Source organism: Streptomyces sp. NPDC048211 (assembly GCF_043202315.1).
Lineage (GTDB): Bacteria > Actinomycetota > Actinomycetes > Streptomycetales > Streptomycetaceae > Streptomyces.
Window position 1 is genome coordinate 269,791 of sequence record NZ_JBIDAD010000004.1, and the last position, 13,139, is coordinate 282,929.

At 70.0% G+C, this 13,139-nt stretch carries 12 protein-coding genes and 3 tRNA genes; 12 read left to right on the top strand and 3 right to left on the bottom strand.

All coding sequences use genetic code 11. The annotated features are described in order from the left end of the window. Window positions 1-129: 129 nt before the first annotated feature. Window positions 130-1,578: an FGGY family carbohydrate kinase gene (locus ACGFZA_RS17495; protein ID WP_385283631.1), complete on the bottom strand. Its 1,449-nt coding sequence runs from the start codon at window positions 1,576-1,578 to the stop codon at window positions 130-132. A 65-nt stretch (window positions 1,579-1,643) separates the two neighbouring features. Then, the gene (locus ACGFZA_RS17500; protein WP_148021896.1) at window positions 1,644-1,943 is read right to left on the bottom strand and encodes a YtxH domain-containing protein; all 300 of its coding nucleotides are present in this window, start codon (window positions 1,941-1,943) and stop codon (window positions 1,644-1,646) included. 193 nt (window positions 1,944-2,136) lie between these two features. Here ACGFZA_RS17500 and ACGFZA_RS17505 point away from each other — a divergent pair. The 3 genes from ACGFZA_RS17505 (at window position 2,137) to ACGFZA_RS17515 (ending at window position 2,616) form a co-directional block, all read left to right on the top strand. Next, window positions 2,137-2,209: transfer RNA gene (locus tag ACGFZA_RS17505), tRNA-Asn, on the top strand. 5 nt (window positions 2,210-2,214) lie between these two features. Next, a tRNA-Asn gene (locus tag ACGFZA_RS17510) sits at window positions 2,215-2,287 on the top strand. A gap of 255 nt (window positions 2,288-2,542) precedes the next feature. Continuing rightward, window positions 2,543-2,616, top strand: a tRNA-Ile gene (locus ACGFZA_RS17515). A gap of 190 nt (window positions 2,617-2,806) precedes the next feature. On the opposite strand, the gene ACGFZA_RS17520 is transcribed toward ACGFZA_RS17515, so the two are convergent. Beyond that, window positions 2,807-3,463, bottom strand: coding sequence for a response regulator (locus tag ACGFZA_RS17520; RefSeq protein ID WP_393680506.1), 657 nt, complete (start codon window positions 3,461-3,463; stop codon window positions 2,807-2,809). A gap of 287 nt (window positions 3,464-3,750) precedes the next feature. Here ACGFZA_RS17520 and ACGFZA_RS17525 point away from each other — a divergent pair, with 287 nt between their 5' ends. From ACGFZA_RS17525 to ACGFZA_RS17565, 9 genes are all read left to right on the top strand, one after another. Then, window positions 3,751-4,545, top strand: a complete 795-nt coding sequence (locus tag ACGFZA_RS17525) for an ABC transporter ATP-binding protein (RefSeq protein WP_385283634.1) — start codon at window positions 3,751-3,753, stop codon at window positions 4,543-4,545. Between the two features lie 169 nt (window positions 4,546-4,714). Then, window positions 4,715-5,380: an SRPBCC domain-containing protein gene (locus ACGFZA_RS17530; RefSeq protein ID WP_393679990.1), complete on the top strand. Its 666-nt coding sequence runs from the start codon at window positions 4,715-4,717 to the stop codon at window positions 5,378-5,380. Further along, window positions 5,377-6,237 (top strand): HpcH/HpaI aldolase/citrate lyase family protein, encoded by an 861-nt coding sequence (locus tag ACGFZA_RS17535; protein ID WP_393679992.1) that lies wholly within the window; start codon window positions 5,377-5,379, stop codon window positions 6,235-6,237. The genes ACGFZA_RS17530 and ACGFZA_RS17535 overlap by 4 nt, the downstream gene beginning before the upstream one ends. 63 nt (window positions 6,238-6,300) lie before the next feature. Further along, window positions 6,301-7,371, top strand: coding sequence for an amidohydrolase family protein (locus ACGFZA_RS17540; protein ID WP_393679994.1), 1,071 nt, complete (start codon window positions 6,301-6,303; stop codon window positions 7,369-7,371). After that, window positions 7,368-9,020 (top strand): thiamine pyrophosphate-binding protein, encoded by a 1,653-nt coding sequence (locus ACGFZA_RS17545; RefSeq protein ID WP_393679996.1) that lies wholly within the window; start codon window positions 7,368-7,370, stop codon window positions 9,018-9,020. Before ACGFZA_RS17540 ends, ACGFZA_RS17545 begins: the two co-directional genes overlap by 4 nt. A gap of 5 nt (window positions 9,021-9,025) precedes the next feature. Then, on the top strand, window positions 9,026-9,937 hold the full coding sequence (locus ACGFZA_RS17550; protein ID WP_393679998.1) for a hypothetical protein: 912 nt from the start codon (window positions 9,026-9,028) through the stop codon (window positions 9,935-9,937). Between the two features lie 69 nt (window positions 9,938-10,006). Continuing rightward, on the top strand, window positions 10,007-11,185 hold the full coding sequence (locus ACGFZA_RS17555; RefSeq protein WP_393680000.1) for a DUF3500 domain-containing protein: 1,179 nt from the start codon (window positions 10,007-10,009) through the stop codon (window positions 11,183-11,185). A 33-nt stretch (window positions 11,186-11,218) separates the two neighbouring features. Further along, complete coding sequence (locus tag ACGFZA_RS17560; protein ID WP_393680002.1) at window positions 11,219-12,100, top strand: hypothetical protein; 882 nt, start codon at window positions 11,219-11,221, stop codon at window positions 12,098-12,100. 52 nt (window positions 12,101-12,152) lie between these two features. Next, a complete protein-coding gene (locus ACGFZA_RS17565; RefSeq protein ID WP_393680004.1) occupies window positions 12,153-13,136 on the top strand; it encodes an ABC transporter substrate-binding protein in 984 nt (327 codons plus the stop codon). The last annotated feature ends 3 nt before the right edge of the window (window positions 13,137-13,139 follow it).

Consider the following 13,139-nt stretch of genomic DNA (forward strand, 5'->3'; position numbering starts at 1 on the left):
TTTCGGCCACCGTCCACCGGTACCGCGAACGTTTTTATTCAAGTCCAGGTCAAAAAACAGACCGGGTCCACAATTCCTCGGGTCCGGCCCCTTCCCCGGGGCCCGGACCCGTCACCGAGGGCGCCCGCCTCAGCGCCCGGCGGGGTCGAACGCTCCCGGGTGGATCTGGTCCCGCGTCGCCACGTACTGCTGGCGCACCGCCTGACCGACCGGGAGTTCGTCGCCGGGCTCCAGCACCTGCGCCGCGGCACCCTGCCATGCCGGGGGAGTCCGGGCATCCAGCGACCCCTGGGAGACGCCCAGCGCCCAGGCCGCCTGACGGGCCGCACCCAGCGCCGCGTACTGCGCCGGCTGCGGCACGACCACCTGGGTGCCCAGCAGTGCGGGCGCGAGACCCTGCACCGCCGGCAGCTCGGCGGCGGCGCCCAGCAGGAACACCCGCCGCACCTCCACCCCGCGGCCGCGCAGTACGTCCAGCGCGTCGGCCAGCGAGCAGAGCATCCCCTCGAACGCGGCCCGCGCCAGGTGCTCCGGCTTCATCGACTCGCGCCGCAGCCCGCTCAGCGTGCCGGCGGTGTGCGGCAGATGCGGGGTGCGCTCACCCTCCAGATACGGCAGAAGCACCAGCCCCGAGGAGCCCGGCGTCGACTTCAGCGCCAGCGCCGACAACTCCTCCAGCCCGTCCACGCCCAGCATCTCGGCGGTGCCGCGCAGCGCGCGTACGGCGTTCGACGTGTGGACCACCGGCAGATGCATCCCGGTGGCATCGGCGAAGGAGGTGATCATCCCCGTCGGGTCGGCCAGCGCCTCGTGGTGCACCGCCATCACCGAACCCGAGGCCCCCAGCGACACCACCGCGTCACCGACCGCGACCCCGAGCCCGAACGCCGCCGCCATGGTCTCGCCCGTACCCGCGGAGATCAGCAGCCCCTCGGGCGTCGTGCCCGCCGCGTCGGACGGGCCGAGCACCTCCGGCAGCGCCGCCTGGTGGCCCAGCGCGAGCTCCACCAGGTCCGGCCGGTACGACTCGCTGCCCGCCGACCAGAAACCCGTCCCGGAGGCGGCCCCCCGGTCGGTGGTCCGCCGGGCCGGGCGGCCCAGCAGCTGCCACACCAGCCAGTCGTGCGGCTGGAGCACGGCGGCGACCCGCTCCGCCATGTCCGGCTCGGTCCGCGCCAGCCACCGCAGCTTCGATACGGGCTGCGCGGCCTGCGGCACCGACCCGACCGCCTCCGCCCATGCCTGACGCCCGCCGAGACCGTCGATCAGATCGGCCGCGGCGACCTGCGCCCGCCGGTCGTTGCCGAGCAGCGCAGGGCGCACGAGATTGCCCTGGTGGTCCAGCGGCACGAGCCCGTGCTGCTGGGCCGACACACCGATGGCCTGCACCCCTTCGAGGAGCCCGCCGCCGGCGGCCTCGCCGAGGGAGAGCAGCCACGCCTGAGGGTCGACCTCGGTGGCCTTCGCGTCGACGGGATGTGCGGCGTATCCCTGGCGCAGTACGGCACCCGTGTCCGTATCGCAGACCACGATGTGCGTGAAGGCGGAAGAACTGTCCAAGCCGGCGACTATGCCCATACACAGATTCTGCCGCACCCCCGGAGGTTTCCCGACCGGTGGTGCGGCAGACATGGCGAGGGGACTCAGGTGTTGGTGGTTCCCCAGTCGTCCTCACCGTTCGCCCCGCGCCCGCGCAGCGACCGCACCCGGTCCGCCACCGACGCCGGCACCTTGTCGCCGACCTTCTCCTCGACCGCGTGGTACGCCTTCCCCGCGAACTGGCGACCGCTCTGGGCCGCCGTCTCGCAGGTGTTGCGCACGGCCGGGTTCTGGGCGAACTGGCGTGCGGACTTCTTCAGCTGCTCGTAACGCTCGCGCCCGGCACGCGTGCCGAGCACGTAACCGAGGGCCACTCCGGCGATGAACGTGAGCCGGTACCGCATGGCTGCCACCCTTCCTTCGCTCCGTCTTCGCTCCGTGCGACGTGTGCTGCTCGCCTACCCGCAGGCGCCCGAGATCACCCCGGGCGATACCGATTGGCAAAGCACCCCCCTGCTTGCGCTAATGTATGTGTCGCAGCGAACGCGCGCCGCCCGGCAGTAGCCAGGGAGGTGCGTTCGAGGCAAAACGCAGCAATCCCCTGTAGCTCAATTGGCAGAGCAGCCGGCTGTTAACCGGCAGGTTACTGGTTCGAGTCCAGTCGGGGGAGCGCGATCCCCTGTAGCTCAATTGGCAGAGCATTCGGCTGTTAACCGGAGGGTTACTGGTTCGAGTCCAGTCGGGGGAGCGGAACGGAAGAGGGCCCTGCGGGGCCCTTTTTCGCGTGCCCCGTCCCGGCCCGCAAGGCGTCGGCCGGGGCCCGTATCCGTGGTGCGTGTGAGGCTCACGGGACTCTTTCGCGTCAACTTCGCGTCACCCGGAACCGGGCAGCGAGCAGCGCGGTCTTCATGGTCACGAGTAGCCGGGCACCCGCAGCGAGAGATCGTATGACCGGCTATGCTGCGGCAGACGGCGCGTACACATGTACGCGCCACGCCGAAACGGGGCGGTAGCTCAGCCGGTTAGAGCAGCGGACTCATAATCCGTCGGCCGTGGGTTCGAGTCCCACCCGCCCCACCCAGTATCCCCAGGCAGAATCGTTCTGACCTGGGGAAACGTGTTCTTCGGGGGGCGTTCTCCGTGCGGCGGACGCCGCACGGAGGTGCAGCGAACGCGGCGTCCCGGGGCCGTACCGGAACTCCGCCCTCCTCGGCGCCGCTCACGGCGTTGATCTGTTCGGCACTCGGCGTTCCGGTTCGCCGCCTCTTCACTGCGAGGGGTGAGCGAGGCCGCCCTCGTAGGCGGCGATGACCAGGTGCGCCCTGTCTCTGGCCCCCACCTTCACCATGGCCCGGTTCACATGTGTTTTCGCCGTGAGGACGGAGATGCCGAGGCGGTCCGCGATCTCGTCGTTGGACAGCCCGGTGGCCGCAAGCATCACCACCTGGCGTTCCCGCCCGGTCAGACTCTCCAGCATCGGGGCAGCGTGCCGTACGGGGGGCGCGTCGGCGAGGAAGCGCTGGATCAGTGACCGGGTCGCGGCGGGTGACAGCGACGCGTCACCGGCGGCGATCGTCCTGATCGCGTCGATCAGCTCCTGCGGGTGGATGCCCTTGCCGACGAACCCGCTCGCCCCCGCTCGCAGTGCTTCCGCTACGTGCTCGTCGGTCTCGAACGTGGTCAGGATGAGCACCTTCACCCCGGTGAGAGCCTTGTCACCGGTGATGATCCGGGTGGCTGCGATCCCGTCGAGGACGGGCATGCGGATGTCCATCACCACCACATCCGCCGGCCGGCGGCGCAGGTGTTTCACGGCGTCCGCCCCGTCGCGCGCCTCACCGACGACCTCGATGCCCGGCGTTGCCTCCAGAGCCCGCGCGTTGCGACTCTCGCACCCCGGCGATGAACCCTCTTTGTCTGACAGTTCTCGGCCGGGTAACTCGGCGTTCCTGTGAATGCAAGATTCTTCCTGCGGACTTCTTGTGCCGCCTAGTTGGCGGTGTTAGCTTCGCCGCATCGGTTGTCAGACAATCTTGGCTCCCAGCGAGTGCCGCCGCCGGCTGCATCAGCAGGAGAAGCCGGCAACCCCGATGCCCGTTCGCGTGCGTCGGCCGTACCACCGTCACAGCACCGCCACTCACGAACGCCGCCACACACGCGAGCGCACGGCCCCGCTTCCTCTCTTGCGAGGAGGAGGCCGAGGAGGCAGATATGTCGACCACACAGCGCAACTCCCACTCGGAGGCACTCCGCCTCACGCACGTCACGCTGGAGTTTCCCGGGGCCCACCGGCCGGCGATCGAGGACGTGTCGTTCACCATCGAGCGCGGCAAAGTCGTTGCCGTGATCGGGCCCAGCGGTTGCGGGAAGAGCACCATCCTCAACCTGGCCGCCGGACTGCTCACTCCCACCCAGGGGCAGGTCCACTACGCCGGCGAGCCCGTCACCGGCGTCAACTCCGATGCGGCGTACGTGACTCAGCAGTCCCACCTGCTGCCCTGGCTGAGTGTCCGGGCCAACATCGGCCTGGCACTGAAGTTCCGCAAGGTTCCCAAGGAGGAACGCGAGGAGCGCGTCGCGCGGTGGGTCGAGCTCGTCGGTCTGACGGGTTTCGAGCATCACTTCCCGCGGGAGTTGTCGGGTGGGATGCAGAAACGCTGCGCGATAGCGCGGGCGTTGATCTACAACCCGTCGATCGTGCTGATGGACGAGCCGTTCGGGCCGCTCGACGCCATCACCCGGCTCGAACTCCAGCAGGAACTGCTCAACATCTGGCGTGAGCAGAACGGGACTCTGATCTTCGTCACGCACGATCTCAACGAGGCCATCTACCTGGCCGACGAGGTCATCGTGATGTCGAAGGGGCCGGGCACGATCCGCCGTGTCATCAAGGTCCCGTTCGAGCGTCCGCGCCAGATCGGTTCGCTCGTCGAGTCACCCGAGTTCGCGGAGCTCTACAACGACCTCTGGGGCCTGTTCGCCGCCGAGCGCAAGGCCGCCGCGTAGCGCGGCCGGACCCCGCGGCCGTACCCCGGCCGAACCCCGCAGCCGGACCCCGTGGCGAGGACCTCGGTTCCGACGCCCGGAGACCCCGCACCCCAAGTCACCATGCCGGTTGTGCCGTCATGCCCTTTTCCGGCTGACGTCGCACCCCCGCCGAGTGAGGTTCACAGCTTTGATATCGATCACGGAAGAGATCGCCGTACCGAGTCCGCCCGAACGTGTCTGGGAGGTCATCTCCGATCCCTCGGCCGTCGTGTCCTGCATCGGCGGCGCCGAGCTCGGGCAGTCGCACGACGACGGGTCGTTCGACGGGACCCTGGCCATCAGGTTCGGCGGGCTCCGGGTCAAGTTCGCCGCCCGGATCTCTCTGGACCTGGACGAGTCCGCCCACGAGGGCCGTCTCACGGCCCGCGGCGCGGACGGGCAGGGCGCCACCCGTTTCAGTGCCGGCGCGACCTTCCGGGTGGTGGAGGGGGGTACCCCCGGCACCTCCGAGGTCTTCTGTGACGGAGAGATCAAACTCAACGGCAAGCTCGCCAAGTTGATCGAGTCGGGTGCGGGGATGGTGGTCTCCCGGATGACGGGGGAGTTCACCGAGCAACTGGTCCAGAAGTGTGCCGTGGCCCCTGAGGAGCCGCTCACGGACGTGTCCGCCGGGCCGCCCGCGGTGGCGTCCGACACCGTGCACACGGCTCCGGCCCGCCCGACCGGCCTCTTCGCCCGGCTTCGGGCCTGGTGGGCGGGGCGACGGTCCGGGCGCGCGGCGCAGACGGCGCAGACGACGCCGCGTTCGAAGAGCACGCCCGGTGAAGCACTCGACCAGGGAGGTCGGCGATGACAACATCCAGGCTCAACAAGGTGATCGGCGCCCTGGACGCGGGGCAGCACGTCTTCGCGACGTTCTCCGCGGCCGATCCGGCGTCCGCGGTGGAGCTGAGCAACTCGGACTACGACGCCGTGGTGTTCGAGATGGAACACAAGCCCTGGGACATCAACGCGCTCAAGGACAGTTTCCAGTACCTGCTGAGCCGGCGACGGGTCCATGAGGCGGACAGCCTCGCGCCGGACGTCACCCCGATCGTGCGCATCCCCGCCAACGGCGCGGAGAAGGCGCAGTGGCACGCCAAACAGGCTCTCGACCTGGGGGCGTTCGGCATCATCTGGCCGCACATCTCCACGGTGGAGGAGGCCCGCAACGCCGTCGCCGCCTGCCGTTATCCGCGGCTGCCCGACGCCCCCCGCTACGAGCCCGCCGGCCTGCGCGGGGACGGCCCGCACGCGGCGACTCGCTACTGGGGCATCTCGAACATCGAGTACTACGCCAAGGCCGACGTGTGGCCGCTGGCCCCGGACGGGGAGATCCTGGTCGGCCTCATGATCGAGGACCAGCTCGGCATCAGGAACCTGCCGGACATCCTCGACCGGGTCCCGGGCATCGGGGTGATCCTGATCGGCGAGGGCGACATGAGCCAGGAACTGGGCTTCCCCCGCCAGTACGAGCACCCGCGCGTCCTGGAGTGCAAGCGGCAGATCCTCGACATCTGCAAGGAGCGCGGGGTCGCCGTGGGCCATCCGCACGTCACCGCCGGCAACGTCGAGCAGGTGCTCGACGACGGCTACCGGTTCCTCATGACGGCCCCGGTGCGCACCTACCCCGGCCTGCACAAGGCCCGGGAACTGACCGGTCGCGGCTGACGACGGCCCTCCGGCCCCGCGCGACCACAGCACCGCACCTCATCGCACCTTTCGGAGTAACTCATGATCATCGACAGCCATGGTCACTTCACCACGGCGCCTCCCGCGCTGGGCGAGTGGCGTAAGAAGCAGATCCAGGCATTCGAGGAGTCCGGCGCCCGGGTCTCGCCCGACCAGCTCCACATCACCGACGACGAGATACGCAGCGCCATCGAGAACGGCCAGCTGAAGCTGCAGACCGAGCGCGGAACCGACCTGACGATCTTCTCGCCCGGCGCGGGCAAGATGGCCCACCACTACGGTGACGAGCGGACCAGCCTCGACTGGTCCCGGGTCAGCAACGACCTGATCGCCCGTGTATGCGGGCTCTTCCCCGAGCGCTTCGTGGGCGTGTGCCAGCTCCCGCAGTCCCCGGGCGACGCGCTGCCCGCGTCCGTGAGCAACTCCGTCGGCGAACTGGAACGCTGCGTGGAGGAACTGGGGTTCGTCGGCTGTCTGCTCAACCCGGACCCGTCGGACGGCTACTACCAGGCGCCGCCGCTGACCGACCGGGTGTACTACCCGCTCTACGAGAAGATGGTCGAACTCGACGTCCCCGCGATGGTCCACGTCGCGATGTCGAGGAACCCCGCGATGCAGGGCACCTGCGCCCACTACCTCGCCGGTGACACCGCGGCGTTCATGCAGCTGTGCGAGTCGGACCTGTTCAAGGACTTCCCCGACCTGAAGCTGATCCTGCCGCACGGCGGCGGAGCCGTCCCGTACCACTGGGGGCGCTACCGGGGAATGATGCAGGACCGCGGCCGGCCGCCGCTGGAGGAGTCGGTCCTGCGCAACGTCTACTTCGACACCTGCGTGTACCACAAGGGCGGCATGGAACTGCTGCTGGACATCATCCCCGCGCGGAACGTCCTGTTCGCCTCGGAGATGATCGGCGCCGTCCGCAGCGTGGACCCGGAGACGGGCCGGCGGTTCGACGACACCAAATACACCCTCGACTCTATCGACAGCCTGAGCGATGCCGACCGCCAGGCGGTCTACGGCGGCAACGCCCTGCGGGTCTTCTCCCGGCTCGACGGCGTCCTGAAAGCGCGGACGACGGCCGCGGCGAACACGAAGGAGTCCCAGAAGTGAAGGTCTACGAGGCCCTGGCCGAGGCGTTCGTCAAGGAAGGCACCAGCGACGTCTTCGGCATGATGGGCGACGCCAACATGCACTGGATGGCCGCGCTCGCCGACCGCGGGGTGCGGTTGTACGAGGTGCGGCACGAGGGTTCCGGCCTCGGCATGGCGGACGGCTGGGCCCGCGGCGCGGGACAGCCCGGCGTGGTCACCACGACCAGCGGCCCCGGCGTCTCGCAGCTGGCCACCTCGATGCTCTGCGCCAGCCGTGCGGGCACCCCCCTGGTCGCGTTCTGCGGGGAGACCCCCCTGGGCGACGAAGGTGCCACCCAGTACCTCGACCAGCGGCGCTTCGCCGCCGCGATCGAGTGCGAGTTCATCCAGGTGACCCGTCCCGAGAACGCCCAGGACGCCGTGCGGGACGCCTTCTACCTGGCACGGACCAAGTCCAGGCCGGTCATGATCAGCGCCCCGTTCGACGTCCAGGTCGCCGACATGGACGACTACGACGAGAACTACGTACCCTCCACCGCCCTGCTCAAGAAGCCCCGTCTGCTGCCGGACCCGTCCGGGATCCAGGCCGCCTGCGACCTGATCCAGGACGCCAAGCGCGTGGTGATCATCGCGGGCCGCGGAGCGCGCAGGGCGGAATCGGGCGAGGAGGTCCTCGCCCTCCAGGAGCGGACCGGAGCCCTGCTGGCCACCACCCTCCAGGCGAAGAACTGGCTCTGCGACCGCACCGGCTTCCACGTCGGCCTGTCGGGTCTCTTCGGCGACAAGCTGTCGATGGAACTGCTCCAGGAGGCCGACTGCGTCATCGCGGTGGGCGCCAGCCTGAACCACTACACGATCGAGAGCGGCTACCTCTATCCCGAGGCCGCGTACATCCAGATCGACACCGCCCCGCACCTGGTCATGGGCAACGGCAGGACGGCGGACTGCTACCTGCAGGCCGACGCGGTCACCGCGCTCACCGAACTGACCCGGGTGCTGGAGGAACGGTCCGTCCGGCTGGAGGGCTACCACACCGACCAGGTCCGGCAGCACCTGACGGGCCGGCTCGAGCAGCCGGAGTACGTGCGGGAGCCCGGACGGCTCGACCCGCGTGAGGCGATCTGGATCCTCGACCACGAACTCCCCGGCGAGATGGGGCTGGTGCTGGGCAGCGGGCACCAGACCGACTTCGGCACCATGCTCTTCCAGCGCTCCCGCGACGTGCTCTCCAACTACGGCATGTTCGGCGCCATCGGCCAGGCCCCGCTGATCGCCCTCGGCCAGATGGTCGCGAAGGGCAACAAGCCCGGCTTCGTGGTGGAGGGCGACGCGAGCTTCATCATGCACCTGTCCGAGTTCGAGACGGCGTGCCGCTACGACATCCCCCTGCTCGTCGTCGTGATGAACGACCAGGGCCTCGGCGCCGAATACCACAAGGCGAAGGCGAAGGGACTGGACCCCGAGCTGGCGACCATCTCCACGCCCGAACTGGGCGCGGTCGCCCAGGCGCTCGGCGGCGGGGGAGCCACGGTCCGCACAGCCCAGGAACTGCGCGACGCGCTGGCGGAGTACGTACGCTCCCCCCGGCCCACCGTGATCGACGTCCGTATCACCCGCGAGGTGCTCAGCACCCCGTACCGCCGCATCCAGTACGGCGAGGACGTGTGAGCCGCATGAGAGAGACGCATGCGACGGCACCGCTGTCCGTGCTGCTGGGCGACTACCCGCACACCCGGCCGCTGAAGGACGGGACCGTCCCGGTGGCCGGGGTGGACTGCGCGTTCCCGGAGTCGTCCCCGCTGCCCCCGGCGTTCGCCCGTATGGTCCGCGATCTGGCGTACGACATCTGCGAGATGCCGACGGCCACCTACCTCCAGGCACGCGACGCCGGTGTCCCCGTCACCCTGCTGCCGGTGGTGCTGGTGGGAAGCACCCACCACCGCTCCCTGACCAGGCTGCCCGAGGGGCCGGCACTTGGTCCCCGGGATCTCGTCGGCCGGCGTGTGGGCGTGCGCTCGTACGGCCAGACCACCGGTCTGTGGGTGCGCGGCTGGCTGCGCGAGGAGTACGGCGTCGAGTCCTCGGACGTCACCTGGGTGACCACCGAGGACGTCCATGTCGCCCAGTACGCCAACCCCCCGTACGTCGAGCGGTCGGAGGCCGAGCGGGTCGCGGACCTGCTGCGCTCCCACGACGTCAGCGCGGCCGTACTCGGCCCGAAGGCGATCGGCGGTCAGGGCGCGGGACTGGTCCCGCTCGTCGCGGACGCCGAGAACGCCGGGCTGGCGTGGACCGAGCGCCACGGGACGATCCCGGCGAACCACCTGCTGGTGGTGCGCGACGACGTCCTGAGCACCCGCCCGGACTCCGTGCTCAATCTCTACCGCGCCCTGAGGAAGGCGATCGCGGACACGGCAGCCGAGCGGGACGACTCGCCCGCCGGGCGCGCGGTCGCCGCCGGGTGGAGCGACTCGCTCACCGCCTGTCTGGAGATTGCCGGACGGTACGCCCTGGAGCAGAGCCTCATCGGCGGCCCGGTGGACGTCGCGGCGATCGAGAAGAAGTCGGCCTTCCTCGACAGGTGAGAAGGCGATCGGCACGGGTGCGCCGCCGGACGGCGCACCCGTGGAGGACCACGGAGAGGAGGAGCAGCGATGAGAGAGCCGGTAGGTCTGCGCAAGCGGGGCAACCCGCCCACGCGCAAGCCGGAGATCTGGACGCCCGACCTGTTGGAGAAGGTCGCCTGGCGTGTGAAGGCGGCGGACGAGCCCTTCCGGGGTGTGGCCACGTCGGACGGCATCCGGCCCGGGCTGTTCCCGTTGCGCGACACGGGCGCGGACGTCGGCAAGGTGTACCGCGCGGCGGAGGACTATCTGGCCGGCCTGACGAAGGAGCAGCTCGCCGAGGGCCGGTTCCCGATGGACGACGTGAGCTGGCGCCACTGGAACAACGGCGCCCGGTACTTCCTGCGGCACGGCCTGCTGCTGGAGGACTTCGACGACGCGGGGCGCGAACGGGCGCTGGCGGTCGTAGGGGAGAGCCTCAGCGCGGACGGCTATCGCCAGATGGTCGACCTGATGCGCCTCAATCTCACCATCGGCGAGATGAGCGGTAACACGGACGGGCTCAACGAGTGGCTGTACTGGTTCTCCCTCTACGGGGAGCCGGAGAACGGCGGCCCGTGGGGCTGGCAGCTCGACGGGCACCACGTCAACATCAACTGCGTCTTCGTCGGGGACCGGATGGTCCTCACCCCCTCCTTCCTCGGCGCGGAGCCGGTGATCGCGGGGTCCGGGAAGTACGCCGGGACCGTCGCCTTCCGAGGGGAGGAGGCACTCGGCCACGAGCTGTTCACCCAGCTCGACGGCCGGCAGCGGGAGCGGGCCGTCGTGGCGGACACGATGCCGTCGGAGCTGTTCGCCGGAGCGTTCCGGGACAACTTGGAGCTCGACTACCAGGGGCTGCCCCTGAGCGGGATGTCCGCAGGCCAGCGGGGGACAGCGCTCCGTCTTCTGGGGCTGTACGTGAACCGGGCCGGCGACCACCACGCCCGGGTGCGCATGGAAGAGGTGCGGGCCCACGAGGGGGACACCCACTTCGGCTGGGCCGGAGACCCCGACGGCACGTTCTACTACCGCTTCCACAGCCCGGTGATCCTCGTCGAGTTCGAGCACATGGCCGGTGTGCTGTTCGACAACGACTACCCCTCGCGCCGGCACATTCACACCGTCGTGCGCACCCCCAACGGCAACGACTTCGGGGCCGACCTGCTGCGTCAGCACCACGAGCGGCACCACAAGCCGCCCGCGGGGCACTCCGGACAGCGGCCCTGAACCACCCGTTCGCGTAGACAAGAGGAGAGAGAAATGCAGTTGGTGCTTGGCCGCGACGATCTCGCGGCAGCCGCGCTGTCAGCGGCCCGCGAGGCGGGTGCGGAGCCGGAGAGGGCCGACATCAAGCCGGTGCACAAGGCCTCCCGCGGCTTTGTGAACGCGTCGGACGTGGACCTGTGCGAACTGGCGATCGTGACCGTTCTGCAGGCCCTCGCCCACGGCAAGCCGGTGCTGCTGCTGCCCGTCACCACCCTGGGACGCCATCAGCACCAGACCCTGGTGACCCTCGGCAAGCTGTCGGTCGCCGATGTGGAGGGGCACAGCGTCGGCGTCCGCGCCTGGAGCCAGACCACCGGTGTGTGGATGCGCGGGTTCCTCACCGAGCAGTACGGCGTCGACCTGCGCAAGGCGCACTGGACGACCTATGAGGGCCACCACGTCGAGGGCGCCGAGGACCCGTCCTGGGTGGAGCGGGCCCCGGCGGGGAGCAGACTGCCGGCGGACTTCCTGGAAGGACGGGTCGACTTCGGAGTCATGGGCAACGAACTGCCCGCGGACGACCGCATCCGCACCGCCGTCGTCGACGCCCACGCGGTCGCCGAACAGTGGTCGAGGGAACAGGGATTCATCCCGGTCAACCACGTGGTCGGCGTCTCCGAGGCCGCCGCCGCGGAACAGCCCGGGGCGATCCTCGCCGCGTACGACGCGATGAAGTCGGTGCTCATCGCCAAGGAGGAGGCCGGGCGGCCGTTCCCGCTGCACCCCGTGGGCTTCGAGGGACTGCGCGCGGCCTTCACCAAGGCGGCCGCCTACGCCCTGGAACAGGACGTGATCCCGCGGGCGGTGGACTACGACGAGCTCGTCGAGCGCTCCTGCGCGGCACTGGGCGTCTCACCGGCACGCCTCGGCGGCTGACATCCCCGGTACGGACTGCCGGACCGGAATCAGAAACAGCAAAGGACAAGGAATGGACAAGCTCACGGTCGTTCTCGGCGACTTCCCGCACGCGCGGCCGCTGTTGGACGGGGAGACGGAGATCGACGGGTTCCTGGTCGATCCCGTCGAGGTCAAGCCGGTCATCGGCGCCTACCGGCGGATGATCCGGGACCTGGAGTTCGACGTCTGCGAACTCGCGCCGGTCTCCTATCTGATGGCGCGCCAGGAAGGGATCGCGCTGACGGCGGTGCCGGTGTTCCTCAACCGGCGCTTCCACCACGGCGACGTACAGTGCGCCGCGAACTCCGGCATCCGCGTGCCGCGGGACCTGGAGGGACGCCGCATCGGGGTGCGCGCCTACTCGGTGAGCACCGGAGTGTGGGTGCGTGGCGTGCTGCGCGACCAGTACGGCGTGGACATCGACACGATCACCTGGGTGGTGGACGACGACGACCACATCGAGGGCCGGGTCCCCGCCAACGTCGAGCGCGTCAGCGACGGCCGCTCGCTGGGCGAGCTGCTGCGCGCCGGGGAGATCGACGCCGCGCTGACCGGCAACGCCGGAACCGGCCGGGCGGGCGCTCCGAAGGCCGGCTGGACCGCGGCCACCGAGCCGGAGCCCGCGGGCGACGACGGGCCCTACCCGCTCTTCCCGGAAGCCGGCACCCTCGCCGTGGACCACTACCTGCGCACCGGCGTCTACCCGCTGCACTCGCTGGTCTCGGTCCGCACCGAACTCGTGGAGCGCGACCCCGGCCTGCCGACCAAGCTGTACGCGGCGTTCGCGGAGAGCAAGCGCCGCCACCTCGCCGCTCAGCCCGAGTGGTCGGCCGTGCCCCGGCTGCGGCGCCAGGCACGCGCGATCGGCGCCGACCCGGTTCCGTACGGCATCAAGGCCAACGAGGCCAGCCTGGACGCGATGGTGCGGTTCGCGAAGGACCAGGGCCTGCTCGACGCGGACTTCTCCGACGACCTGCCGTCGCTGTTCGCCGCGGGCGACTACCCGGACGCCTGAGCC

Coding starts and splice junctions, on each gene's coding strand:
- ACGFZA_RS17495 (WP_385283631.1), bottom strand. CDS start 1,578: ATGGGCATAGTCGCCGGCTTGGACAGTTCTTCCGCCTTCACGCACATC.
- ACGFZA_RS17500 (WP_148021896.1), bottom strand. CDS start 1,943: ATGCGGTACCGGCTCACGTTCATCGCCGGAGTGGCCCTCGGTTACGTG.
- ACGFZA_RS17525 (WP_385283634.1), top strand. CDS start 3,751: ATGTCGACCACACAGCGCAACTCCCACTCGGAGGCACTCCGCCTCACG.
- ACGFZA_RS17535 (WP_393679992.1), top strand. CDS start 5,377: ATGACAACATCCAGGCTCAACAAGGTGATCGGCGCCCTGGACGCGGGG.
- ACGFZA_RS17540 (WP_393679994.1), top strand. CDS start 6,301: ATGATCATCGACAGCCATGGTCACTTCACCACGGCGCCTCCCGCGCTG.
- ACGFZA_RS17550 (WP_393679998.1), top strand. CDS start 9,026: ATGAGAGAGACGCATGCGACGGCACCGCTGTCCGTGCTGCTGGGCGAC.
- ACGFZA_RS17555 (WP_393680000.1), top strand. CDS start 10,007: ATGAGAGAGCCGGTAGGTCTGCGCAAGCGGGGCAACCCGCCCACGCGC.
- ACGFZA_RS17560 (WP_393680002.1), top strand. CDS start 11,219: ATGCAGTTGGTGCTTGGCCGCGACGATCTCGCGGCAGCCGCGCTGTCA.
- ACGFZA_RS17565 (WP_393680004.1), top strand. CDS start 12,153: ATGGACAAGCTCACGGTCGTTCTCGGCGACTTCCCGCACGCGCGGCCG.